At 30.5% G+C, this 21,260-nt stretch carries 25 protein-coding genes; 19 read left to right on the forward strand and 6 right to left on the reverse strand.

Annotated features, from left to right (window positions below; translation table 11 throughout):
- Positions 1-20 precede the first annotated feature (20 nt).
- From BST83_RS16450 to dinB, 6 genes are all read right to left on the reverse strand, one after another.
- Positions 21-1,073 carry a type III polyketide synthase gene (locus tag BST83_RS16450; RefSeq protein ID WP_104810716.1) on the reverse strand — a complete coding sequence of 351 codons (1,053 nt, stop codon included), beginning with the start codon at positions 1,071-1,073 and terminating at the stop codon, positions 21-23.
- A 146-nt stretch (positions 1,074-1,219) separates the two neighbouring features.
- Positions 1,220-1,939, reverse strand: a complete 720-nt coding sequence (locus BST83_RS16455; protein WP_104810717.1) for a methyltransferase domain-containing protein — start codon at positions 1,937-1,939, stop codon at positions 1,220-1,222.
- Positions 1,939-3,102: an NAD(P)/FAD-dependent oxidoreductase gene (locus tag BST83_RS16460; RefSeq protein WP_104810718.1), complete on the reverse strand. Its 1,164-nt coding sequence runs from the start codon at positions 3,100-3,102 to the stop codon at positions 1,939-1,941. The genes BST83_RS16455 and BST83_RS16460 overlap by 1 nt, the downstream gene beginning before the upstream one ends.
- A complete protein-coding gene (locus BST83_RS16465) occupies positions 3,103-4,212 on the reverse strand; it encodes an NAD(P)/FAD-dependent oxidoreductase (protein WP_104810719.1) in 1,110 nt (369 codons plus the stop codon).
- Entirely contained in the window at positions 4,213-4,659 is a 447-nt protein-coding gene (locus BST83_RS16470; protein ID WP_205853598.1) for a GNAT family N-acetyltransferase, read from the reverse strand.
- Between the two features lie 58 nt (positions 4,660-4,717).
- The gene (gene dinB, locus BST83_RS16475) at positions 4,718-5,800 is read right to left on the reverse strand and encodes a DNA polymerase IV (protein ID WP_104810721.1); all 1,083 of its coding nucleotides are present in this window, start codon (positions 5,798-5,800) and stop codon (positions 4,718-4,720) included.
- Positions 5,801-6,126: 326 nt separating this feature from the next.
- Here dinB and BST83_RS16480 point away from each other — a divergent pair, with 326 nt between their 5' ends.
- From BST83_RS16480 to BST83_RS16570, 19 genes are all read left to right on the forward strand, one after another.
- On the forward strand, positions 6,127-6,465 hold the full coding sequence (locus BST83_RS16480; RefSeq protein ID WP_104810722.1) for a PadR family transcriptional regulator: 339 nt from the start codon (positions 6,127-6,129) through the stop codon (positions 6,463-6,465).
- Position 6,466: 1 nt separating this feature from the next.
- Positions 6,467-7,117, forward strand: a complete 651-nt coding sequence (locus tag BST83_RS16485; protein ID WP_104810723.1) for a phosphatase PAP2 family protein — start codon at positions 6,467-6,469, stop codon at positions 7,115-7,117.
- Between the two features lie 5 nt (positions 7,118-7,122).
- Complete coding sequence (locus tag BST83_RS16490) at positions 7,123-7,821, forward strand: hypothetical protein (RefSeq protein WP_104810724.1); 699 nt, start codon at positions 7,123-7,125, stop codon at positions 7,819-7,821.
- A gap of 11 nt (positions 7,822-7,832) precedes the next feature.
- Positions 7,833-8,540, forward strand: a complete 708-nt coding sequence (locus BST83_RS16495; protein ID WP_104810725.1) for a hypothetical protein — start codon at positions 7,833-7,835, stop codon at positions 8,538-8,540.
- A 52-nt stretch (positions 8,541-8,592) separates the two neighbouring features.
- Positions 8,593-10,059, forward strand: coding sequence for a DUF5687 family protein (locus tag BST83_RS16500; protein WP_104810726.1), 1,467 nt, complete (start codon positions 8,593-8,595; stop codon positions 10,057-10,059).
- Positions 10,060-10,070: 11 nt separating this feature from the next.
- Positions 10,071-10,766, forward strand: a complete 696-nt coding sequence (locus BST83_RS16505; protein WP_104810727.1) for an ABC transporter ATP-binding protein — start codon at positions 10,071-10,073, stop codon at positions 10,764-10,766.
- A 148-nt stretch (positions 10,767-10,914) separates the two neighbouring features.
- Complete coding sequence (gene porW, locus BST83_RS16510) at positions 10,915-13,110, forward strand: type IX secretion system periplasmic lipoprotein PorW/SprE (RefSeq protein WP_104810923.1); 2,196 nt, start codon at positions 10,915-10,917, stop codon at positions 13,108-13,110.
- 25 nt (positions 13,111-13,135) lie between these two features.
- Positions 13,136-13,510, forward strand: a complete 375-nt coding sequence (locus BST83_RS16515; protein ID WP_104810728.1) for a bactofilin family protein — start codon at positions 13,136-13,138, stop codon at positions 13,508-13,510.
- A complete protein-coding gene (locus BST83_RS16520) occupies positions 13,473-13,691 on the forward strand; it encodes an AtpZ/AtpI family protein (protein WP_104810729.1) in 219 nt (72 codons plus the stop codon). The genes BST83_RS16515 and BST83_RS16520 overlap by 38 nt, the downstream gene beginning before the upstream one ends.
- A complete protein-coding gene (locus BST83_RS20840; protein ID WP_104810730.1) occupies positions 13,684-14,073 on the forward strand; it encodes a DUF6168 family protein in 390 nt (129 codons plus the stop codon). Before BST83_RS16520 ends, BST83_RS20840 begins: the two co-directional genes overlap by 8 nt.
- Positions 14,074-14,152: 79 nt before the next feature.
- Positions 14,153-15,349 (forward strand): F0F1 ATP synthase subunit A, encoded by a 1,197-nt coding sequence (gene atpB, locus BST83_RS16530; protein ID WP_104810731.1) that lies wholly within the window; start codon positions 14,153-14,155, stop codon positions 15,347-15,349.
- A gap of 39 nt (positions 15,350-15,388) precedes the next feature.
- The gene (gene atpE / locus BST83_RS16535) at positions 15,389-15,577 is read left to right on the forward strand and encodes an ATP synthase F0 subunit C (RefSeq protein ID WP_027076586.1); all 189 of its coding nucleotides are present in this window, start codon (positions 15,389-15,391) and stop codon (positions 15,575-15,577) included.
- A 139-nt stretch (positions 15,578-15,716) separates the two neighbouring features.
- Positions 15,717-16,217 (forward strand): F0F1 ATP synthase subunit B, encoded by a 501-nt coding sequence (locus BST83_RS16540; RefSeq protein ID WP_104810732.1) that lies wholly within the window; start codon positions 15,717-15,719, stop codon positions 16,215-16,217.
- Positions 16,218-16,222: 5 nt separating this feature from the next.
- Positions 16,223-16,780: an ATP synthase F1 subunit delta gene (gene atpH, locus BST83_RS16545; RefSeq protein ID WP_104810733.1), complete on the forward strand. Its 558-nt coding sequence runs from the start codon at positions 16,223-16,225 to the stop codon at positions 16,778-16,780.
- Between the two features lie 74 nt (positions 16,781-16,854).
- Entirely contained in the window at positions 16,855-18,432 is a 1,578-nt protein-coding gene (gene atpA / locus BST83_RS16550; protein WP_104810734.1) for a F0F1 ATP synthase subunit alpha, read from the forward strand.
- 74 nt (positions 18,433-18,506) lie between these two features.
- A complete protein-coding gene (gene atpG, locus BST83_RS16555) occupies positions 18,507-19,370 on the forward strand; it encodes an ATP synthase F1 subunit gamma (protein WP_104810735.1) in 864 nt (287 codons plus the stop codon).
- Positions 19,371-19,528: 158 nt separating this feature from the next.
- Positions 19,529-19,747 carry a hypothetical protein gene (locus BST83_RS16560; protein WP_104810736.1) on the forward strand — a complete coding sequence of 73 codons (219 nt, stop codon included), beginning with the start codon at positions 19,529-19,531 and terminating at the stop codon, positions 19,745-19,747.
- Complete coding sequence (locus tag BST83_RS16565; protein WP_104810737.1) at positions 19,719-20,021, forward strand: hypothetical protein; 303 nt, start codon at positions 19,719-19,721, stop codon at positions 20,019-20,021. Before BST83_RS16560 ends, BST83_RS16565 begins: the two co-directional genes overlap by 29 nt.
- 80 nt (positions 20,022-20,101) lie before the next feature.
- A complete protein-coding gene (locus tag BST83_RS16570) occupies positions 20,102-21,034 on the forward strand; it encodes a hypothetical protein (RefSeq protein WP_104810738.1) in 933 nt (310 codons plus the stop codon).
- Positions 21,035-21,260 lie beyond the last annotated feature (226 nt).

Genomic DNA, 21,260 nt, shown 5'->3' on the forward strand with positions numbered 1-21,260 from the left:
ATTAAGGTTTACATCTAAAATTACCACTCTAACAAAATTCTTTGTGCAGAAAAACCAGGACCAAAACTCAGCATTAAACCGCGTTCGCCTTTTGCAGGATTTCGATCCATAAAGCGTTCTAAAACATATAAAACGGTTGCGCTAGACATATTGCCATACAATCTTAAAACCTCTTTTGTATCGTCTATGTTTTTACCTAAAACACCAAATAAAGCCTCTACAGTTTGTACAATTTTTTTTCCTCCCGGATGAAAAATCAAGTGATTTACATCTTCAATCGTTAAATTATTTCGTTCTAAAAATGGATGTACAATTGCCGGAAAATGATCTGATATTTTCTGCGGAACTTCCTTATCCAAAATCATTTGTAACCCAGAATTTACCAAATTAAAACCCATCATATGCGTTGCATCATAAAAATGATACATGGCTTCGTCAATTATTTCCGGACCTTTATCTTCTTCACAAGAAGACAAAATTACTGCGGATGCGCCATCACCAAAAATAGCAGCGCTTACAATATTTGCCATCGAATAATCTTCTAATTGAAATGTTGCTGTTGGCGCTTCAACGGCAACTACTGCCGCTCTTTTATTAGGATTTGATTTTAAAAAATTCTTAGCGTAAATAATGCCCGAGACTCCTGCGGCACAGCCCATTTCTGTAACTGGCAAACGTACAATATCTTTCTTCATTCCTAGAGAATTTATCAAATACGCATCCATTGAAGGAATCATAATTCCGGTGCAACTTACGGTAATAATGTAGTCTAAATCTGTTGCTTTTAAATTTGCTTTTTCTAATGATTTTTTTAGCGATTGTTCTGCCAACTGCACAACTTCTCTTGCATAAATATTGTTTTTATCTTCAAAAGAAGTAGCTGTAAAAACTTCCTCAGGATCCATAATTGAGTACCGCCTATCAACGCCAGCGCCTTCAAAAAGCTTGGTTACTTTTCGTTGAAAACGAGTGTCTTGATCTTGCATCCATAGTTGTACAAATGGAATGATATCCTTTGTTTCTCTGTAATATTTTGGGAGTTGCTTTGCAACCGCTGTTATTTTTACTTTCATAATTTTTTGTTACGCAGAGATTCACAAAGCTTTCTTGCAGAGATTCTCGGAATTTTATTATATCTTTTTTGACACGGATTTTACTGATTTTCAATGGTTATTAAACCGTACATTGCTTTAATTTATTTTAACTTTATACCTTAAACTTAAAACTTTGAACTCTTTAGAATCCATAAATATCGAAATGCCCATTTCCAAGAAATCAATGGTTTTACATTTATTTTTTCTGACAGTTCTATTAAATCTTTTCTTTTAAATCCTCTTAAAACAGAAGTTAATCCGTCTTCAATAATCATTCTATTTTTGATAAAAATAGATAGCAACATAAATAAATAATACGCTAATTTATTTCTGTGTAAATCGTTTACAACAATCCCTATTTTAGTTTGTTTTAAAGTATTATTTAAAAAGGAAACCAACGCTGGCTGTTTAAAATGGTGTAAAAATAAAGTTGCTAAAACAACATCAAAGGTTCTGTTTTTAAATTCATCCGAAAAAATATCTTGGGTTTCAAAACTCAATTCTGGATATTCTATAGATAATTCATTCGCATATTCGATCGCAGTAGGATTTGCATCAATACCAATCAACTTAAATTGATACCCATTTTTTCTGCCAAACTTGGCAACATCTCGCAAAATATCTCCGTGACCACAACCAATATCTATAATTGTGATTTCTTGTTCTTTTGAGCTATCTATTAAAATCGTTTTTAATCCGTTTACGGCTAACTTATTACCTCCTAACCAACGATTTATGTTTTCTAATTTATCTAAAGTATCTCTTAACAATTCGCCACCAATAGAAAAATCGTCCATCAATTCTTCTTTGTCAGTTCTATTTTTAGTGCTGATAAAAAACTCCATTATAATTTCATCGGTTTACCGTGCGTTTGTTTAATAATCATAGGAATTATAAAAGGGGCTCTTCTTAAAACCTGCAACAATAAATTAGCAATTGTATTTTTTCTAAATAACATTGCAATAAAATGACCTGCTTTTAACCTCCATTTAAATTGCTTATTCCACTGTCTAAGGTACTGCTTTTCGAGCTCACTTCTTGAAGAATTAACACCTTTGTAATAATTTAGAATCAATTTAGATGCTATTTGTGCAGATTGAATTGCCATACTCATTCCGTTGCCACAAAGTGGATGAATCATGCCGGCAGAATCGCCACACATAATCATGTGATTTTCAATCGGATTTTTAGTTTCAAAAGAAATCTGACTGATAGAAAGTGGTTTGTCAAATATTGGTTCTGTATTCTTAAAAATTTCTTTTAAAAATTGATTTTTGAAAACAACATTTTCCTGAAAATCATCGATGTTTTTATACTTTTTAAAGGCGGAATAATTAGTGATATAACACAAATTAATCGCGTTATTTTCTACTTTAGAAACACCACAATACCCTCCTTTAAAATTATGAAGCGCTACTAAATCTTGCTGAAAATTTCCTTTTACATGAATTTTTACACCTAAATAAGGTGATTTTTTTTGAATAAAATCACGATCCATTTTTACATCTAATAAAGAACGTTTTCCAAAAGCCCCAATAGCAATTTTTGAAGTAAAAGTATTGTTTTCTTTTGTTTCAACGTGAAATAATTCTTCTGAAAAATCAACATTTACAACAGAATCTTGTAAAATTTTTACACCATTTTTTATTGCTTTTTTTGATAATTCCAAATCTAAAGTGTACCGAGAAATACCAAACCCGCCCAAAGGTAATTTGGCTGAAATCAAGTTATTTTTAGTTGTTGAAAGTTGAAAATTATCAATTTTTACAGCGCCGAAATCAAAAGGGTTGATATCCAAAAACTCTAAATAAGGCAACACTTCATTCGAAATATACTCGCCACAAACTTTGTGTTTTGGATATTCATTTTTCTCAATCAATACTACTTTTTTACCAAATTTAGACAAGTGAATCGCATTACACAAACCTGCCAAACCGCCACCAATTATAATAATATCAGCAGCGAATTTACCCTTTATTTGATTTTTAGTTTCAATAATTTTTTCCATTTATTTTAATAATTCCGCTAATTCTTTACCAACCAAACTGCCAATTGCAATTCCCATTCCGCCTAAACGAACTCCGCAAAAAACGTTTTCAGAAACTTGTTTTACAATTGCTTTTTTCTGATTCCCCACACCCATAATTCCGCTCCATCTGTGTTCAATTTCAAAATTAGTATTTGGTAAAATAGTTTCTTTTAATATTTTTTCTAATTCATTTTGAATGATTGCTGTTTCACCAAATTCTGTAGTTTCTTCCGTTCTAAAATCGAGATTTCTGCCGCCTCCAAACAAAATTCTATTATCAATATTTCTAAAATAATAATAGCCTTTGTCTAAATGAAAAGTTCCTTTTATGTGTAAATTTTTAATGGGTTTTGTAATCAAAACTTGCGCTCTTGCAGGTTGCACATTTTCTTGTAAAAGCTGAGACGCAAAACCATTTGTAGCGATAAATAGTTTAGTTGTTTTAAAAGTTATTTTATCCGTTTTTACTTCTATCTGATTTCCTGTTTCGACAAAACCATCCACAGAAATATTATTTACTATTTTAACACCCAACTTTTGGACTTTCAATAACAATTCAGCCGCCATTTTACCGGTATCAATCTGACCTTCAAAATTATTTACAATGTATTGCTGATGTACTTTTTGAAAACTAAAATTATTATCAGAAATAGAAAAAACGTCTGCTTTAAAAATAGGTTTTAAACGCTGATTAATTTCCTCTTTTTGAGAAATACATTCCTCAAAAAAAGCTTGGTCTTTGCATAATTCAAAGCCTTTGTTTTGTTGAAAATCGATGTTCTCATCTCCTAAATTTGTACGCAATAATTGCACTCCTTTCCAGCGTTGATTTACCAAATTAAAAACCTCTTCTTTAGTATGAGAATTTAAATCATCAATAATTTCTGACAAACTTCCAAAACAAGCAAAACCTGCATTTTTAGTGCTCGCACCTTGTGGTAACATTCCCTTTTCAAGAATTAAAATTTTAGCTTTTGGATCGTTTTTCTTCAATTCTAAAGCGCAATTTAAACCCACAATTCCACTACCAACAATTGTAAAATCGATGTTTGTAAACCACTCTTTTAATTCCCAATAACTATAATTCATTTATATCTTTTTTTCAAAACAAATACTATTTTCCATTTCTTTGTATTGGCCGTAATTCGATAGTACATGATAGCCACATTTGTGATAAAATTTCACGGCTTCAAGTTGTCTTTTTCCTGTTTCTAAAACACATTTTTTATAGCCTAATTCTTTTGCCCAAATTTCTAATTCCTGCAATACTTTTTGCGCGAATCCTTGGTTTCTAAAATACGAAGAAACAAACATTCTTTTTACTTCTACAGTGTTTTTATCAAACTTTTTAATTGCTCCACAACCAACTGGTTTTTTATCAGCATACACTACAACCACATTTTTAATGACATCAATATTATTAAACTGATTATAAAAAGCGTGTTCGTCTCCATCCGTAATTTTTAGATACGAATCTAAGTGCTGTATCAAAAGAACGAAGTCTTGGTTTTCTGAATTTGTTCTTAAAATAGTCATTTTTATCTTTTTAAGATCTCAAAGGTTTTAAAAATTCTTGAGGTCTTTTTTAATTGCGTCAAAACTCAAATTGTAATTGCACCCAAATTGGTTCTTTTTTTTCTGTGTTTAAATTTCCGAAAGAAATTCCTAATAGCCGTACAGAATTTTTTAATTTTTCTTGAAATAATAATTCTTTTACAATCGGAAAAAAATCGCGCTTCGTTTGCATAAAAACTCCTTTTGTTTTGCTTCTGGTTTGTTGTGTAAAATCTGAATATTTAATTTTTAGCGTAATCGTTTTTCCTTTCGTATCCGATTTTTTCATGCGCCTTTCTAGTTCATCAGCAATTTTCTCTAATTTATCAATCATAAAAATTTCTGAAGAAATATTTTCATTAAACGTTCTTTCTGCAGCAATCGATTTCTGAATTCTATTCGGTTTTACTTTGCTATTATGAATTCCTCTAACAATATTGTAATAATTTGTTCCTGATTTTCCGAAGAATTTAACGAGTTCTTCTAACGATTTTTTCTTTAAATCATTCCCTACAAAAATACCTAAATTATACATTTTTGCGGCAGTAACTTTGCCAACTCCGTAAAACTTATTGACGGGCAATTCTTCTAAAAACTGAATTACATCCTCCGGATTCACTGTTTTTTGTCCGTTTGGTTTGTTAATATCCGAAGCTACTTTTGCAATAAATTTGTTAATAGAAATCCCTGCAGAGGCATACAAACCAACTTCATCAAAAATTCGCTGTCTAATTTCTTTGGCAATCAAACTTGCAGACGGATTCCCTTTTTTATTTTCTGTGACATCCAAATAGGCTTCATCCAAAGAAAGAGGTTCTACTAAATCTGTATAGTCGTAAAAAATTTCTCTAATTTTTGCTGATATTTCTTTGTAACGCGCAAAATCGGTTTTTACAAAAATTAAATGCGGACATTTTTGCTTTGCTAAATTGCTGCTCATTGCTGATCTTACACCAAATTTACGCGCTTCATAACTGGCTGCAGAAATAACACCTCTTATTTCGTTTCCGCCAACTGCAATAGCCTTTCCTCTTAATTCAGGATTGTCTAATTGCGCTACAGATGCATAATAAGCATCCATATCTACATGAATTATTTTACGAAAAGGAGGTTCCAATTCCATCTCCCGAAATTACAAAATGAGATACAAATTTTACATGTTTTTAAAAATTTTGTGATTCTTTTAAATTTATTAGAAATCTAACCAATCCAAAAATATTTATACATAAGAAGCCTATGCATCAAAAAATTATGTATATATTTGATTTTTTAGAAAACAGCAATTAGATAATTTTTAATATTAAATCGATCACAAATTAACTTCTCGATACAATTTCGTTGAAAAATCGAAATCACTGGAAGTGACAGCCAAATAGTTTAGGTTCAGTTTTAATATTAAACACATAAACAATTACACGATTAAACACATAACCGATTACACAAAAAAAAATGGGAAATCAGAAATTATACAAAGGTTCTTTACAAACTATCATTTTAAAATTATTAGAAACCCATGATAAAATGTATGGGTATGAAATTACACAAAAAGTAAAAGAATTAACCAAGGGCGATTTAAAAATTACAGAAGGCGCTTTATACCCAGCTTTGCACAAATTAGAAGCCGATGGTTTGTTGGATGTTGAAGTTGCAAAAGTTGGTAACCGACTGAGAAAATATTACAAACTTACAGAAAGTGGCACCAAAGAAACTGCCAACAAGTTGGATGAAATGCAAGAGTTTTTAAAAACAATGCAACATTTAGTAAATCCTAAATTTAGTTTGGAGTAACATGGAGATAACAGCACAACAACTGGAAGAAATAGAAAATTATCTTGCAAAAATAAAGTTTGATTTCGTCGATTTAAATGCCGAGATTTTAGATCACATCACTTCGGATGTTGAAAGTTTACTGGATAAAAATTACTCTTTCGAAAATGCGTTTGCTTTAGTTAAACTTCGATGGGAAACATATTTTAGAGACACTTCAAGTTTCTTTTTTGGATTGCAATATTCAGAATCTAAAATTGTGGTGAAAAAAGCGGTAAAAATGTTTAAACCATTTTACTTTTTGTATTTGACAGCTTATATTTTACCAATGATAATTTTCACTAATATTTCTATTGTTTTCCAAAAAAATACAATAGATTTTTTAAACGGATTTTTGAATTCAATTTCAGCTGTTTTCTTCTGCTATTTAATCTATATCATCCTAAAAGTTATAAAAGCCAAAGTAAAAACAACCTATCGTTTTATCTTAAAAACGCAATATTTAGGTGTTATTTTCTTAATTCTTCCTTTATTGATGGGTAATTATTTTAATGATGATGGAAGTTTAATTCCTTTTTTAATTAGTTTTCAAAGTGGTGGTTTTGCAGTAACGTATATCTGTCATTATTTCTATAAAAAGCACGAAGAAGTGATCAAGAAATCTAAAATTTAATAACGATGGAATTAACTAAAAAACACACAGAAGAACTCTACATATTTACACGTCAGCATTTTGTAGAATATTATGATGTACAAACAGAATTAGTAGATCATTTAGCCAATGATATTGAGCAAATTTCAGAAGAAAATCCAAATTTATCTTTTGAAGATGCAAGAGATAAATCATTTAAAAAATTCGGAATTTTTGGTTTTATGGATGTTGTGCAATCAAAAGAATCACAAATGACAAAAAAGTATTTTAAACTCATTTTAAAGTTTATAAAAGAATGGTTTAAACCTCTTAAAATTGTATTCACGCTATTGATTTTTTTCGGGTTTTATCAACTTCAAAAAGTACCGAATGCAGATATTGTATACAATGCCATATTTATGGGTATTATTTTTGCTCAAATAACCTTGATTATTCTAAATTCTAGAAAACTAAAAAAGAAATTCAAAACAACTAATAAAAAATGGTTATTTGAAAACATTATAAACATTCAAGGTTTAGGAAGTGCTACTTTAATTTTATTTTACTTTTTTAATTTCCCTTTTTCAAATACCAAAGATTTTCTAATAATAGGCGATTTTAGAAAAGCATTTTCTGCATTCCTGTTTACTTTTTTGGTTATTTTTGGGTACATCACATTAATAGTTATTCCTAAAAAAGCAAACCAATTATTGCAAGAAAATTACCCTGAATATAAATTTATTTAAATTACTTAATAATGAAATTAACAGAAAATCAAATAGATGAGCTCTATAAATTTACCCGAGAACACTATGTGTATTTTTACGATGTACAATCTGAGTTAGTAGATCATTTAGCAAACGATATTGAAGAAATTTGGGTAGATAAACCAAAGCTTTCCTTTGAAGATGCAAGAGATACATCATTCAAAAAATTCGGAATTTTTGGTTTTATGGATGTTATTGATGCCAAGCAAAAAGCAATGAATAAACGGTATTGGAAAATAATTTTACGTTTTGCAAAAGAATGGTTTACAGTTCCTAAAATAGTCATTACTATTAGTGTATTTTTTATCTTTTTTATGTTACTGCAAATTCAATATTCTGAGTATATATTCTTAGCAACACTTTTGATTTTAATTACTTTAGAAATGAGAATTGTTTATTTTGTAAGAAAGCAACATAAAAAAAAGGAAGCTAAAAAAGAGAAGATTTTTCTGTTAGAATCTATGATTGGCGATACCAAAAACGGCTTTACAGGTTTTACTTTTGTCAACTTATTTAATACTTTTAATTTAACAGGATCCGATTTTAGCTCATTAAATATGTATTGGGTACTTATAATTTCGGTTGTTTTAACTTTGTTGTGTATTCTCTTTTATGTTTCCAATTATATCATACCTCAAAAAGCAGAAGAATTATTGCACGAAACGTATCCAGAATATAAATTAGTAAATAATCTGTAACAAAACACGTTTTTCAACTACTTATTAGCAATCAAACTAATTTACTAAACTTATGATTTCACACTTTTTAAAATTAGAATGGAAACAATATTTTAGGTCTGCAAATTGGCAAAAAAGTATTTTTTTAAATATTCTTTTAGTGCTCTTTGCGCTCTATTTTATAGCTTCCTTTTTAATAATTGGTATTGGCGGATTTTACATTCTTGAAGAACAATTTCCTGATAAAGATCCACTTATTTTAGTCAATTCATTTTTACTTTTTGCAATTGTTGGCGATTTAATTTTTAGATACATCATGCAAAAATTACCCGTAATGAACATTAAACCACTCCTTACTTTAAACATCCCAAGAAATAAGATTGTGCATTTTATTTTAATAAAATCTTCATTCTCCTTTTTTAATATCATGAGTTTGTTTTTTTACATTCCGTTTTCGGTCGTTTTAATCAAAGAAGGTTATGAAGTTGCTGGGATTTTAGGCTGGCTAGCAACCATGATTTTATTGATTCAATCTGCTAACTTTTTAAATTTTTTAATCAATAAAAACAATCTGGCCCTTGGCGGATTAGTAACCTTGTTAATTGGTGGTTATTTAGTGCAACAGTATGAAATTTTTAATTTGGCTGGTTTTGTGGGTGAAAGTTTTGATTTTATATGCCAAAACCCAACCACAGCAATTGCGTTTTTAGTTTTACTGATAATTCTTTACGTGTTAAATTATAAACAATTAAGAAACGAAGTCTATTTAGATGCATTAATATCCGAAAAAACAAAAGAAGCAAACGCATCCGATTTATCTTTTGCAGATAAATTAGGCGATTTAGCACCATTTATAAAAAACGATTTGCGTTTAATTTGGCGTAATAAACGTACAAAATCTTCTACTTGGATGATTTTAATAAGTTTAGGTTATGGTTTATTTTTCTATCCTCAAGCCATGTATAAAGACATGGTCGTTATGTATGTTTTGGTTGGTGTTTTTTCCACGGGAACTTTTTTAATCAATTTTGGGCAATTTATTCCTGCTTGGGATTCTGGGTATTATAAAATGTTAATGAGTCAGAATTTTAAATACCATCGTTATTTAGAATCTAAATTTACAATCATGACGATTAGTGTCGTAGCTCTTTTTGTATTGGGAATTCCCTATGTTTACTTTGGATGGAAAGTTTTATTCGTACATTTTGCAGCCATGATTTACAATATTGGCGTAAACACACATGTAATTTTATACGGTGGAACTTTTAACAGAAAAAAAATAAATTTAGATGAAAAAGCTGCTTTTAATTTGCAAGGAACAGGCGCTGTACAATGGCTAATTGGTTTACCATTAATGTTGCTACCAATGGGACTTTTTGCACTAATTGATTGGTTGTTAAGTTTCGAAATAGCAGTAGTTGTCATTGCTGGTTTAGGCTTTATTGGTATTGCTTTTCATCAAAAATTAATGGCTTTGATCACCAAAAAATACATTACAAATAAATATGTAATGATTCACGCATTTAATCAAGAAAACTAAGACATAAAATAATGATACAAACTACGCAACTTTCAAAAAAATACGGAAAAACGGAAGTTTTACATATCGATTCTTTAGAGATTCCTACAGGTCAAAGTTTTGGTTTGGTAGGTAATAACGGAGCAGGAAAAACAACCTATTTTAACATACTACTAGATTTGGTAAGACCAACTACTGGCGCAATTATAAATCATGATATTCAAGTAAATAAAAGCGAAGAATGGAAAACATTTACAGGTTCTTTTATTGATGAATCATTTTTAATTGGGTATTTAACTCCAGAAGAATATTTTGAGTTTATCGGCGATTTAAGAGGAATGAACAAAGCTGATGTTGCAAAATATTTAGGTCAGTTTGATGAATTTTTTAACGGAGAAATTACAGGAAAGAAAAAATATTTAAGAGATTTAAGCAAAGGAAATCAGAAAAAAGCAGGAATTGTTGCTGCCATGATGGGGAATCCAAAAGTGGTTGTTTTAGACGAGCCTTTTGCGAATTTAGATCCGACAACACAAATTAGATTAAAAATAATTATCAAGGAATTAACTGCAAGCAAAGAAGTTACCGTTTTAATTTCGAGTCATGATTTAACACACGTAACCGAAGTTTGCGAGAGAATTGTGGTTTTAGATAATGGAAATGTGGTGAAAGATTTGCAAACATCCACAGAAACTTTAAAAGAATTAGAAAGCTATTTTTCAGTTTAAAGAGACTATTCTTATTTTATTACTATTTTTACGCTCTTATGTATACTTTTTTCTTTAGAAAATAGTTTTATATAAGAGTTTTTAGTTTCTTTAAAAGATTTTTTAATTTAGATGCATCCGTGTGAAAAAATACACTCAAAAAATAATTATGATTCTTCTTCTTTTTGTTGCCGCATATTCTTGTAGCACAAAGAAAGATACTATTATTAGCAGAAATTTTCATGCCATAACCACAAAATTTAATGTTCTATTTAACGGCCAAGAAGCCTTTAATAAAGGTATTGAAGAAGTAAATACGGGTTATAAAGACGATTGGTTTAGTCGTTTACCCATTGAACCAATTGTTTTTGAAGAAGATAAAATTGTCTTAGAATCTTTTAATTCGAATCCTGGAGCTGGTTTTGGAGGAGCATCCGAAGAAGAAAAAAAAGAATTAACCCCTTTTGAAAGAGCTGAAGAAAAAGCTGTAAAAGCCATTCAAAAGCATGGCATGAATATCGACGGAACTGAGCATAATAGCCAGATAGACAACGCATATTTATTATTAGGTAAATCTCGTTATTATTCTCAACGTTTTATTCCTGCAATTGACGCTTTCAATTATGTAATTGCAAATTATCCGCAAGCGAATTTAATAGCAGAAACTAAAATCTGGAGAGCAAAGGCCAATACAAGAATTGACAATGAAGAAACGGCTATTGAAGCGATGAAATTATTATTGGTTATTAGAGACACTTTAGAAGCTGATTTACCAGATGAAATTAAGGAACAAGGCCACACAGCTTTAGCGATGGCATATGTAAAAAGTGATAGTCTACAAAATGCTAAAAAACACTTGCAATTAGCAACTAGAACCTTGAAAAACAGAGATCAAGGAGCTAGAAATTTATTTATTTTAGGGCAAATGTATAGCGATGAAAATAAAAAAGATTCGGCTTTTTACGTTTTTGAAAAGTTGGTAAACTTTAAAAAAGCACCTTATAAATATAAGATTCACGCAAATATAGAATTGGCAAAAAATTTCTCTAAAGACTCTCTGTCAACAACTTTGTTAGAAAGAATGCAAAAGCTGATTAAAAACAGAGATAATAGACCTTATTTAGACGAATTGTATTATCAAACGGGTGTTTTACATCAAAATAATGACAGTATTACATTAGCTTTAAATAATTATAATAATTCTTTACGAGCTAAAAACGGAAGTGATAAACAAAAGACTTTTACCTACGAAAAACTAGGTGATTTGTATTTTAAAGATTCAGAATATCAATATGCAAGTGCTTATTATGATAGCGTTTTACAGGTTTCTAAAGACACTTTAGATATTAGAATTAGACGAATTAAAAGAAAATATAAAAATCTTGCGTCTCTAATTAAGTTTGAGGCAGTTGTTGCAAATAACGATAGTATTGTAAGAATAGCAACTTTACCTAAAGACGAACAAAAACTGTTTTTTGAAAGCTATATAGAAAAGCTTAAAAAGGCAGATGAAGATACTGCTCAATTGCGTTTAAATCAAATGGCATTTGGCAATTCTGTTGCTGGTTTGCAATCTGGGAAGAAAGGCAGTTGGTATTTTTATAACAACCAATCGACGTCTTTTGGTAAAACAGAATTTCAAAAAATTTGGGGAAACAGAAAGCTCGAAGATAATTGGAAATGGTCTGAAAAAGCAACAATTGGCAATAAAGTAACAAAAGATTCTGCACAAGTAAACACGGTAAATTTAAGATATGATTTAGATTCCTATTTACACACTATTCCGGATAGAAAAGAAACCATAGACAGCTTAAAAGTTGATAGAAATCAGGCTTTGTACGAACTAGGATTAATTTATAAAGAGCAATTTAAAAATCAAAATTTAGCAAAATCACGCTTAGAAAGATTGGCAACTTTAGATCCGAAGGAAGAGTTAATTTTACCTATAAATTGGCATTTGTATCAAATTTATAAAAATTTAGGGGATGCAAATCAATCAGAAATCTATAAAAATGTAATTCTTACACAATATCCAGACACCAAATTTGCACAAATAATTTTAAATCCGAATGTAATCTTAGAAGAAGAAGTTACTGTAAATGAAGTAGAAAAAGAGTACAAAAAAATGTACTATTTATACAAAGAAGGCAAATTTGAAGAAGTTGTTTTAAAAATTGATGCGTTTATTGTAACCGTCCCAAGCTCCAATTTAATTCCTAAATTTGAGCTTTTAAAAGCGTATGCTGTTGGTAAATACAAAGATATCGAGGCTTATAAAATTGCTTTAGAGTTTGTTGGCGTAAATTATGGTAGCACTGAAGAAGGCAAAAAAGCAAAAGAAATTATTCTACAAATAGAAAAATAGTTTTAAATAAAACAAACCGAAAACTATGGAAAGAAATGTGATTGCTAAAAACACTCTTATTATTGGTGATATAAAAGCGGATGGAGATTTTAGAATTGACGGAACTTTAGAAGGCAATATAACAATAAAAGGCAAAGTTATTATTGGTGCTACAGGGAGTGTAAAAGGGAACATTATAGCTGGTATTGCAGATATTGAGGGTGAAAGTACGGGAAGCCTAAAGGTTGAAAAAACGCTAACCGTAAAATCAATAGCAAAAATTTCTGGCGATGTTGTTGTTGGTAAACTTTCTATTGAGCCCGGTGCAGATTTTAACGCCACTTGCATTATGACAGGAATTATAAAAAATGTTGAAAACAGCAATGGAAAAAAATCCCAAACCAAAAAAATCTTTAAATAAGGCCATACATCTTTCTGGAGCCGGTTTACAAATGGGAGTCACCATTTATCTTGGTTTTCTCTTAGGCAAATGGCTAGATTCCGTTTTTGAAACAGCCTTTTTAACACAAACAGTTACACTTCTTGCTATCTTTTTAGCGATGTATTCGTTAATAAAACAAGCCAACAGAATTAATGATTAAGCATATTCTTATATACTTTTTAATATTCTTTGGTATTTTCTTTTTAAGTTTTTCAACGCATGAAAATTATATAGATACACAAGAAGTTATTTTACCTTTTTCTTTGCAGAAAGTGTATGTATTTCACCTTGGTTTTTCGGTGTTAGTTTGTGTAAATTTTAGGTTGTTTTCAAATGTTGATAAGATTTTTCCTCAACTTGGTTTTATCTATTTAGTTGCATTGTTTTTAAAAATTGTACTTTTTTGCGCACTCTTTTATCAATCTATCTTTAATGAAGAAAACCTATCTCAAATAGCACGAGTATCTTTATTTATACCAATGCTTATTTTTTTATCAACAGAAGCATTTTTTGTTGCTAAAATTCTAAACAAAAAAGAATAAAAAAAAGCAATAAAAAAATGTTTTATACTTTTGAATTATTGTCTACCTTTGCACGGAATTTACAAAGCGTATTCTAACAATGAAGATTGCACAAAAAACAATCAAGTTTCTTACAGTAGCAATAATAGCTTTTTCTTCGGCTACAATTTTTGCTACAAATACAGATAAAAAACACGACAATCAGAATGATGGTGATCGTGTTAATACGAAGAGTGAAGTAGATGCTTACATTATGCATCACATAAAAGATTCTCACGATTTTTCATTATTTTCATATACTTCAGATGCAGGAGAAAGAAAGCATTTTGGTTTTCCTTTACCTATAATTCTTTGGACAAGTGAAGGTTTGGTGAATTTTATGTCTTCAGAATTTCATCATAATGACGATGGTCATGTAATTTTTGAAAAGAAAGGGTTGAAGTTTGCAAAAGTTCATAGTAAAATATTAGAATTAGATACTGATGCTTCTACAGTTTCTTTTGATGAAACGCATCATGCTACAAACGCTCGTAAAGTTTTAGATTTTTCTATCACTAAAAGTGTCGTAGGTATATTATTGATTGGTTTCTTGTTATTATTCTGGTTTTCTAGATTGGCAAATCAATACAAAACAAAACAAGTTCCTACAGGTTTTGCAAGAGTTTTAGAACCTTTGGTTTTATATGTTCGTGATGAAATAGCAAGACCAAATATTGGTGATAAACATTACAGAAGATTTACGGGATATTTATTAACGGTTTTCTTTTTTATCTGGGTTTTAAATTTAGCAGGCTTAACGCCATTAGGTTTTAATGTAACAGGTCAATTAGCCGTTACGGCATGTTTAGCAATATTTACCTTAATAATTTATACTGTTAGTGGTAACAAAGAATACTGGATGCACATGATTTGGATGCCAGGAGTTCCTATTTTAATTCGTCCAATTTTAGCGGTTATAGAATTAGCGGGTGCATTAATTATCAAGCCATTTTCATTATTAGTACGTTTGTTCGCAAACATTTCAGCAGGTCACATTGTGGTAATGAGTTTAATCGCAATTATGTTCACGTTAAAAGAATCTTTAGGGGTTGTTGGTGCAACAGGATTATCTTTAGTATTATCATTTTTTATAACATTAATTGAGGTTTTAGTAGCTTTTCTACAAGCGTATATTTTTACCATGCTTTCAGCATTATTTATTGGTATGGCAGTAGCAGAGCATGATCATGATCACAAACATGATAAGAAAGGACATGAGATTCCTGATGCAGAAGATGTGAGAGCTGATTTTATTTAATAAGAGTTTTTTTTAATTTAATTTATAAATTTATTTACTATGTACAACATGATTGGCGCAGGATTAATTGTAATCGGAGCAGGAATTGGATTAGGTCAAATTGGTGGAAAAGCAATGGAAGGTATTGCTCGTCAGCCAGAAGCGACAGGGAAAATTCAAACAGCAATGATTATTATCGCTGCATTACTAGAAGGTTTAGCATTTGGTGCATTATTCTTAGGAAAATAATCCAAACGAAATCAAAAGATAGCGTTCTGTAACGGTTGGTTGCAGAACCTATTTTAATTTCATTTTTTTATCAGAATAAAAAAAATAAAAGCTTTTTTAAATTAAATAAAAAGTAATATGTATATAATTAGCTTATAGAATGGAAACTTTATTAAACGATTTTTCACCAGGATTATTTGTAGTATCAACAATATTATTGTTAATGCTTATTGCGTTAATGGTAAAATTTGCTTGGAAACCAATTTTAACATCTTTAGAAGAAAGAGAAACTGGTATTGAAAATGCTTTAGCTGCCGCAGAAAATGCACGTAAAGAAATGCAAAATTTAAATGCAGATAATGAAAGATTGCTTAAAGAAGCGAGAGCAGAAAGAGAAGCGATGATGAAAGATGCTAGACATATAAGTGATAGTATTATAGCTGAAGCAAAAGAAGATGCAAAAGAAGTTACCTCTGCATTAATAGAAAAAGCGCAAGCTTCCATTCAACAAGAAAAGCAAGCAGCTTTAGCAGAACTTAAAAAGTACGTTGCAGAATTATCAATCGGTATTGCAGAAACTGTAATTAAAAAAGAATTATCTTCTAAAAAAGATCAACTTGCATTAGTTGAAGAAATTTTGAAAGAAGTTACTTTAAATTAATATTTATGAAAGACGCAAGAGCAGCATTACGTTACGCTAAAGCAATCTTAAACCTTGCAAAAGATACTAAAGAAGAATCTGCGGTATATGAAGACATGCAGTTTATTGCGGCTACTATTTCTGAAAATCCAGAATTTGAAGTAATGTTAAAGAGTCCTGTAATAAAATCATCTCATAAAATAAAGGTATTAAATGCCATATTTACAGGTAAAGTAAACCAATTAACTCTAGGTTTATTTCATTTATTACAAGAAAATAAAAGAATAGAGATGTTAGCATCTGTTACGAAGCAGTATGCTATAATTTACGATTTTCTTAAGCATATTCAAGTTGCTAAAGTTACCACGGCTGTTCCTTTAACAAAAGAAGTTGAAGCTTTAGTTTTAGCTAAAATTGCGTCCTTAACTGGTAACAAAGCAAATTTAGAAAATTTAATAAACCCTGCTATTTTAGGAGGATTTATTTTACGTGTAGGAGATATTCAGTACGATGCAAGTATCTCTAATTATTTAAACGAATTAAGAAAGGAATTTGACAATAGTCACTATATTCCAAAAATATAAGTAGCTTTAAGCAATAAGTAATATGCAATGCGCATAAAGCTTAAAGCACAAAGCCTAAAGTAAATTTTAAAAAGATGGCAAGTATTAAACCAGCTGAAGTATCAGCAATTTTAAAGGCACAACTAACGAACTTTGAAGCACAAGCTTCATTAAGTGAAGTAGGATCTGTATTACAAGTAGGAGATGGTATTGCTCGTGTTTACGGATTAGCTAACGTACAATATGGTGAGTTAGTAGCATTCGATAACGGCTTAGAAGGTATCGTTTTAAACTTAGAAGAAGATAATGTAGGTGTTGTATTATTAGGCGCTTCAACTGAAATTAGAGAAGGTTCTACCGTAAAACGTACAGAACGTATTGCTTCTTTAAGAGCGGGTGAAGGGATTATAGGAAGAGTTGTAGATACTTTAGGAAGCCCTATAGATGGAAAAGGACCTATTGAAGGAAAAACGTATGAAATGCCTCTAGAGCGCAGAGCACCTGGAGTTATTTATAGAGAGCCTGTAACTGAGCCATTACAAACTGGTATTAAATCTATTGATGCAATGATCCCTGTTGGTAGAGGTCAACGTGAGTTGATTATTGGAGACCGTCAAACAGGTAAATCTACTGTTGCTATTGATACCATTTTAAATCAAAAAGAATTTTATGATGCTGGTAACCCAGTATACTGTATATATGTAGCTATTGGTCAAAAAGCTTCTACGGTTGCAGCTATTGCAAACATGTTAGAAGAAAAAGGGGCGATGGCGTATACAACCATCGTAGCAGCAAACGCATCAGATCCTGCAGCAATGCAAGTGTATGCACCATTTGCTGGAGCTGCGATTGGAGAATTTTTTAGAGATTCTGGAAGACCCGCTTTAATTGTTTTTGATGATTTATCGAAACAAGCAGTTGCTTACCGTGAAATTTCTTTATTATTAAGAAGACCACCAGGACGTGAGGCATATCCTGGAGATGTATTTTATTTACACTCAAGATTACTAGAACGAGCTGCAAAAATTATCAATGATGATAAAATTGCTAGTGAAATGAACGATTTACCAGATTCTTTAAGAGAAATTGTAAAAGGTGGAGGCTCATTAACTGCATTGCCAATTATTGAAACACAAGCAGGAGACGTATCAGCATATATACCAACAAACGTAATTTCGATTACGGATGGTCAGATTTTCTTAGATGGAGATTTATTTAACTCAGGTGTAAGACCCGCAATTAACGTAGGTATTTCTGTATCTCGTGTAGGTGGTAATGCACAGATTAAAGCGATGAAAAAGGTATCTGGTACTTTAAAATTAGATCAAGCTCAGTATAGAGAACTAGAAGCATTTGCTAAGTTTGGATCTGATTTAGACGCAGCTACCATGAATGTTATTTCTAAAGGACAACGTAATGTTGAAATCTTAAAACAAGCTCAAAACGATCCTTTTACAGTAGAAGATCAAGTTGCCATTATTTATGCAGGTTCAAAAAACTTGTTAAAGGAAGTTCCTGTAAAAATGGTTAAGAAATTCGAAAAGGATTATTTAGATTATTTAAATGCAAAACATAGAGATACTTTAGATTCTTTAAAGTCTGGTAAATTAACAGATGAAGCAATTGCTGTATTAGAAGCGGCAGCTAAAGAAATTTCTACTCATTTTAATTAGAAGTAGTTAGTGTTTAGTAGTAAGATTTTTTTCTTTCTACTGATAACTAATAACTAACAACTATTAACTAAAATATGGCAAATTTAAAAGAAATACGTAATAGAATAACCTCTATTAAATCGACAATGCAAATTACATCTGCCATGAAAATGGTATCTGCTGCAAAGTTGAAAAAAGCGCAAGATGCAATTACGGCAATGAGACCGTATTCATCTAAATTAAGTGAATTGTTGCAAAATTTAAGTGCAAGTTTAGATAGTGATGCTAGTAGTGAATATTCTAAACCAAGAGAAGTTTCTAAAGTTTTAATCGTAGCAATAACTTCTAATAGAGGTTTATGTGGTGGTTTTAACTCATCAATTACAAAAGGTGTAATGAGAACTATTCAGGAAAAATATAGCGATGTTACAGTTGATATATTTTCAATTGGTAAAAAAGGAGGCGATGTTTTAGCTAAGAAAGTGAGCGTTGTAGAAAAAAGAAACGATATTTACGATGATTTAACTTTTGATAATGTTGCAGCCATTGCAGAAGAGCTAATGGTTTTATATACCAATAGAACGTATGATAAAATTGAATTAGTCTACAATCAATTTAAAAACGCAGCTACTCAAATTACACAAGTAGAGCAGTTTTTGCCTATAAAACCAATTGACGGAGGAGAACAAACTTCAGACGCTGATTATATTTTTGAACCATCAAAAGAAGAAATTGTTTTAGCATTAATTCCTAAGTCTTTAAAAACACAGTTGTTTAAAGCTATTAGAGATAGTTTCGCTTCAGAACATGGCGCTCGTATGACCGCAATGCACAAAGCAACAGACAATGCAAAAGATTTAAGAGACGGTTTATTGTTAACATATAACAAAGCACGTCAAGCAGCAATTACAAACGAAATTTTAGAAATTGTTGGTGGTGCGGAAGCACTAAAAAATTAGATTTAGCATTTAGCGAAGTCAAATTTTAAAGACAAAAGCATTAAAAATTATTTTCGATTTACAGCATATTACAAAGTATAAAGAGCTTATCAAAATTTGATAAGCTCTTTTTTTTTATCTTGTCACAACAATTGAAATTCTTATAGAAACCTTAAAAAATGAAGACCATAAAAATTTTTGCTATACTCATAACTATCCAACTACTTACCCAATGTGCAAGTGCAAAGTTCGAAGAGAATCCGCCATTTGCGATTACATCAGCTATTTATAATAATTGGTCTGGAGGACAACCTGGCAATAGCGGAATAAATGTAACTATCAACTATACCTCCTTGTATCCCGTAAAATTTGATAGCATCTATTTTTTTAAAAAATAATGAAACTAGAGCACACAAAAACAAAAGAGAAAAAATCATTATAGCTAATTTTGTTTCCGCTGTAAAACAAGATATCACCCTAGACCTAAATTCATCCAAAGAAATAAATAATACAGTTCCTGAAATTAAAAAATTCCCTTTTAAACTCAATCAAAATGATGCAATTATTAGTTACATCCTAAAAGGAAAGACAAAATACTTCAAAGTAAAATCAATTAAAAAAGGGAAATCCGTATTTTATCCTAAAGCACCTAAAGAAAAAGAAATCAGATAGTTTATATACTATTTTGAAAGGGATTATTTTTTGGCACATAATTTGAATATACATAAGCATTGCCTTAAACCTGAAAGCTTATGAAAACTCTAAGATTACTTTTCGCGATTATTATTGCAGGCACTCTTCTAAATTCCTGCACTACAGTTTACCAAGATTCTTTTTATGAGTATCAGCCAACTTTAGAAGAAGTAGTTTCTGAGTACGATTTATGGTATGTAGATTATCATAGAACACTCGGAAATGGAGATATTCCTTATGTTTCAAGAGCTTTTACCTTATCTTTTATAAATGGCGTTTTATATGCAAATAACAACATTGTAGATATCGGCAGAACAGGAAATGGTTTAGGAATAGCTGTTGGAACTTATAATACTTTTAATGGTTTACTAGAAACCAACCACGATATAGATGGCGCCAACGACTTTGAAGTTACAATTTTATCTAACAATGAAATTAGATTATATAACCGCAGACAAAACGTAAATTACTATTTAATTGGCTATAGCACTAACAATTTTGATTATGATAAATTATTTTACGAAAATATAGAATATTTTTTACAAGAATACATTGCTTGGGGAAAATCAACTACTTCTGGAGGAACTCCAAATGCTTTTGATGATGAAAATTATTTAGCTTTTACGCCAGAAAATTTAACAACATTTTATAGTTCTAAAGACTATTTTGGCACACAAATTGAACATATTAATTGGAACTATACAGGGGGTTATAAGGTGTTTGATGTTACGGGTTATGAAGACCTTAAAGTTTTAACACTTAATTATGACGTTGGAGAGATAGAAGAATTCGAATTAAGCGTTATCAATGACAGTAACATTCGTCTGTATCATATAAAGTCAAACACCACGTATGATTTTTCTGCAAAGGGATTTGTACAGTATTTAAAAAGTGAAAAAAATGTTAAAACCGCAACACCAACTGTAAGGAATAACAACAGAAAACGTACTAAAGTAGTAAGAAAAATAAAGAATAGAAGAAATTTAAAATAAGTTTGGTTAGTTGATTTTTGGTTGGTTATTTCTCAATAACCAATTGAAAGAGGAACCGCCCTGAGGAGGGCGGTTTTTTCTTTGTTACTATTTGTTGAAAATACTATCCTCTTTCTTAAAATAAAACAAGTTGTTTTTATACTTTTATGACAATATTGACATTTCACTAAAGTTTACACTAAACTGATTTAGGAAAAAGGAAATTCATCATAAATTATTAATAAAA

Origin of the sequence: Polaribacter filamentus (genome assembly GCF_002943715.1) — a bacterium.
In the GTDB taxonomy this organism is placed as follows: domain Bacteria; phylum Bacteroidota; class Bacteroidia; order Flavobacteriales; family Flavobacteriaceae; genus Polaribacter; species Polaribacter filamentus.

Excerpts from the sequence above, each read along its gene's own strand:
- atpA (WP_104810734.1), top strand. The coding sequence starts at position 16,855 with ATGGCAAGTATTAAACCAGCTGAAGTATCAGCAATTTTAAAGGCACAA.
- BST83_RS20840 (WP_104810730.1), top strand. The coding sequence starts at position 13,684 with ATGATTAAGCATATTCTTATATACTTTTTAATATTCTTTGGTATTTTC.
- BST83_RS16505 (WP_104810727.1), top strand. The coding sequence starts at position 10,071 with ATGATACAAACTACGCAACTTTCAAAAAAATACGGAAAAACGGAAGTT.
- BST83_RS16465 (WP_104810719.1), bottom strand. The coding sequence starts at position 4,212 with ATGAATTATAGTTATTGGGAATTAAAAGAGTGGTTTACAAACATCGAT.
- dinB (WP_104810721.1), bottom strand. The coding sequence starts at position 5,800 with ATGGAATTGGAACCTCCTTTTCGTAAAATAATTCATGTAGATATGGAT.
- BST83_RS16485 (WP_104810723.1), top strand. The coding sequence starts at position 6,467 with ATGGAGATAACAGCACAACAACTGGAAGAAATAGAAAATTATCTTGCA.
- BST83_RS16460 (WP_104810718.1), bottom strand. The coding sequence starts at position 3,102 with ATGGAAAAAATTATTGAAACTAAAAATCAAATAAAGGGTAAATTCGCT.
- BST83_RS16450 (WP_104810716.1), bottom strand. The coding sequence starts at position 1,073 with ATGAAAGTAAAAATAACAGCGGTTGCAAAGCAACTCCCAAAATATTAC.
- BST83_RS16500 (WP_104810726.1), top strand. The coding sequence starts at position 8,593 with ATGATTTCACACTTTTTAAAATTAGAATGGAAACAATATTTTAGGTCT.
- BST83_RS16470 (WP_205853598.1), bottom strand. The coding sequence starts at position 4,659 with ATGACTATTTTAAGAACAAATTCAGAAAACCAAGACTTCGTTCTTTTG.
- BST83_RS16570 (WP_104810738.1), top strand. The coding sequence starts at position 20,102 with ATGAAAACTCTAAGATTACTTTTCGCGATTATTATTGCAGGCACTCTT.
- BST83_RS16520 (WP_104810729.1), top strand. The coding sequence starts at position 13,473 with ATGGAAAAAAATCCCAAACCAAAAAAATCTTTAAATAAGGCCATACAT.
- BST83_RS16455 (WP_104810717.1), bottom strand. The coding sequence starts at position 1,939 with ATGGAGTTTTTTATCAGCACTAAAAATAGAACTGACAAAGAAGAATTG.
- BST83_RS16490 (WP_104810724.1), top strand. The coding sequence starts at position 7,123 with ATGGAATTAACTAAAAAACACACAGAAGAACTCTACATATTTACACGT.
- atpG (WP_104810735.1), top strand. The coding sequence starts at position 18,507 with ATGGCAAATTTAAAAGAAATACGTAATAGAATAACCTCTATTAAATCG.
- BST83_RS16560 (WP_104810736.1), top strand. The coding sequence starts at position 19,529 with ATGAAGACCATAAAAATTTTTGCTATACTCATAACTATCCAACTACTT.
- porW (WP_104810923.1), top strand. The coding sequence starts at position 10,915 with ATGATTCTTCTTCTTTTTGTTGCCGCATATTCTTGTAGCACAAAGAAA.
- atpE (WP_027076586.1), top strand. The coding sequence starts at position 15,389 with ATGTACAACATGATTGGCGCAGGATTAATTGTAATCGGAGCAGGAATT.
- atpB (WP_104810731.1), top strand. The coding sequence starts at position 14,153 with ATGAAGATTGCACAAAAAACAATCAAGTTTCTTACAGTAGCAATAATA.
- BST83_RS16480 (WP_104810722.1), top strand. The coding sequence starts at position 6,127 with ATGGGAAATCAGAAATTATACAAAGGTTCTTTACAAACTATCATTTTA.
- BST83_RS16540 (WP_104810732.1), top strand. The coding sequence starts at position 15,717 with ATGGAAACTTTATTAAACGATTTTTCACCAGGATTATTTGTAGTATCA.
- BST83_RS16495 (WP_104810725.1), top strand. The coding sequence starts at position 7,833 with ATGAAATTAACAGAAAATCAAATAGATGAGCTCTATAAATTTACCCGA.
- BST83_RS16515 (WP_104810728.1), top strand. The coding sequence starts at position 13,136 with ATGGAAAGAAATGTGATTGCTAAAAACACTCTTATTATTGGTGATATA.
- atpH (WP_104810733.1), top strand. The coding sequence starts at position 16,223 with ATGAAAGACGCAAGAGCAGCATTACGTTACGCTAAAGCAATCTTAAAC.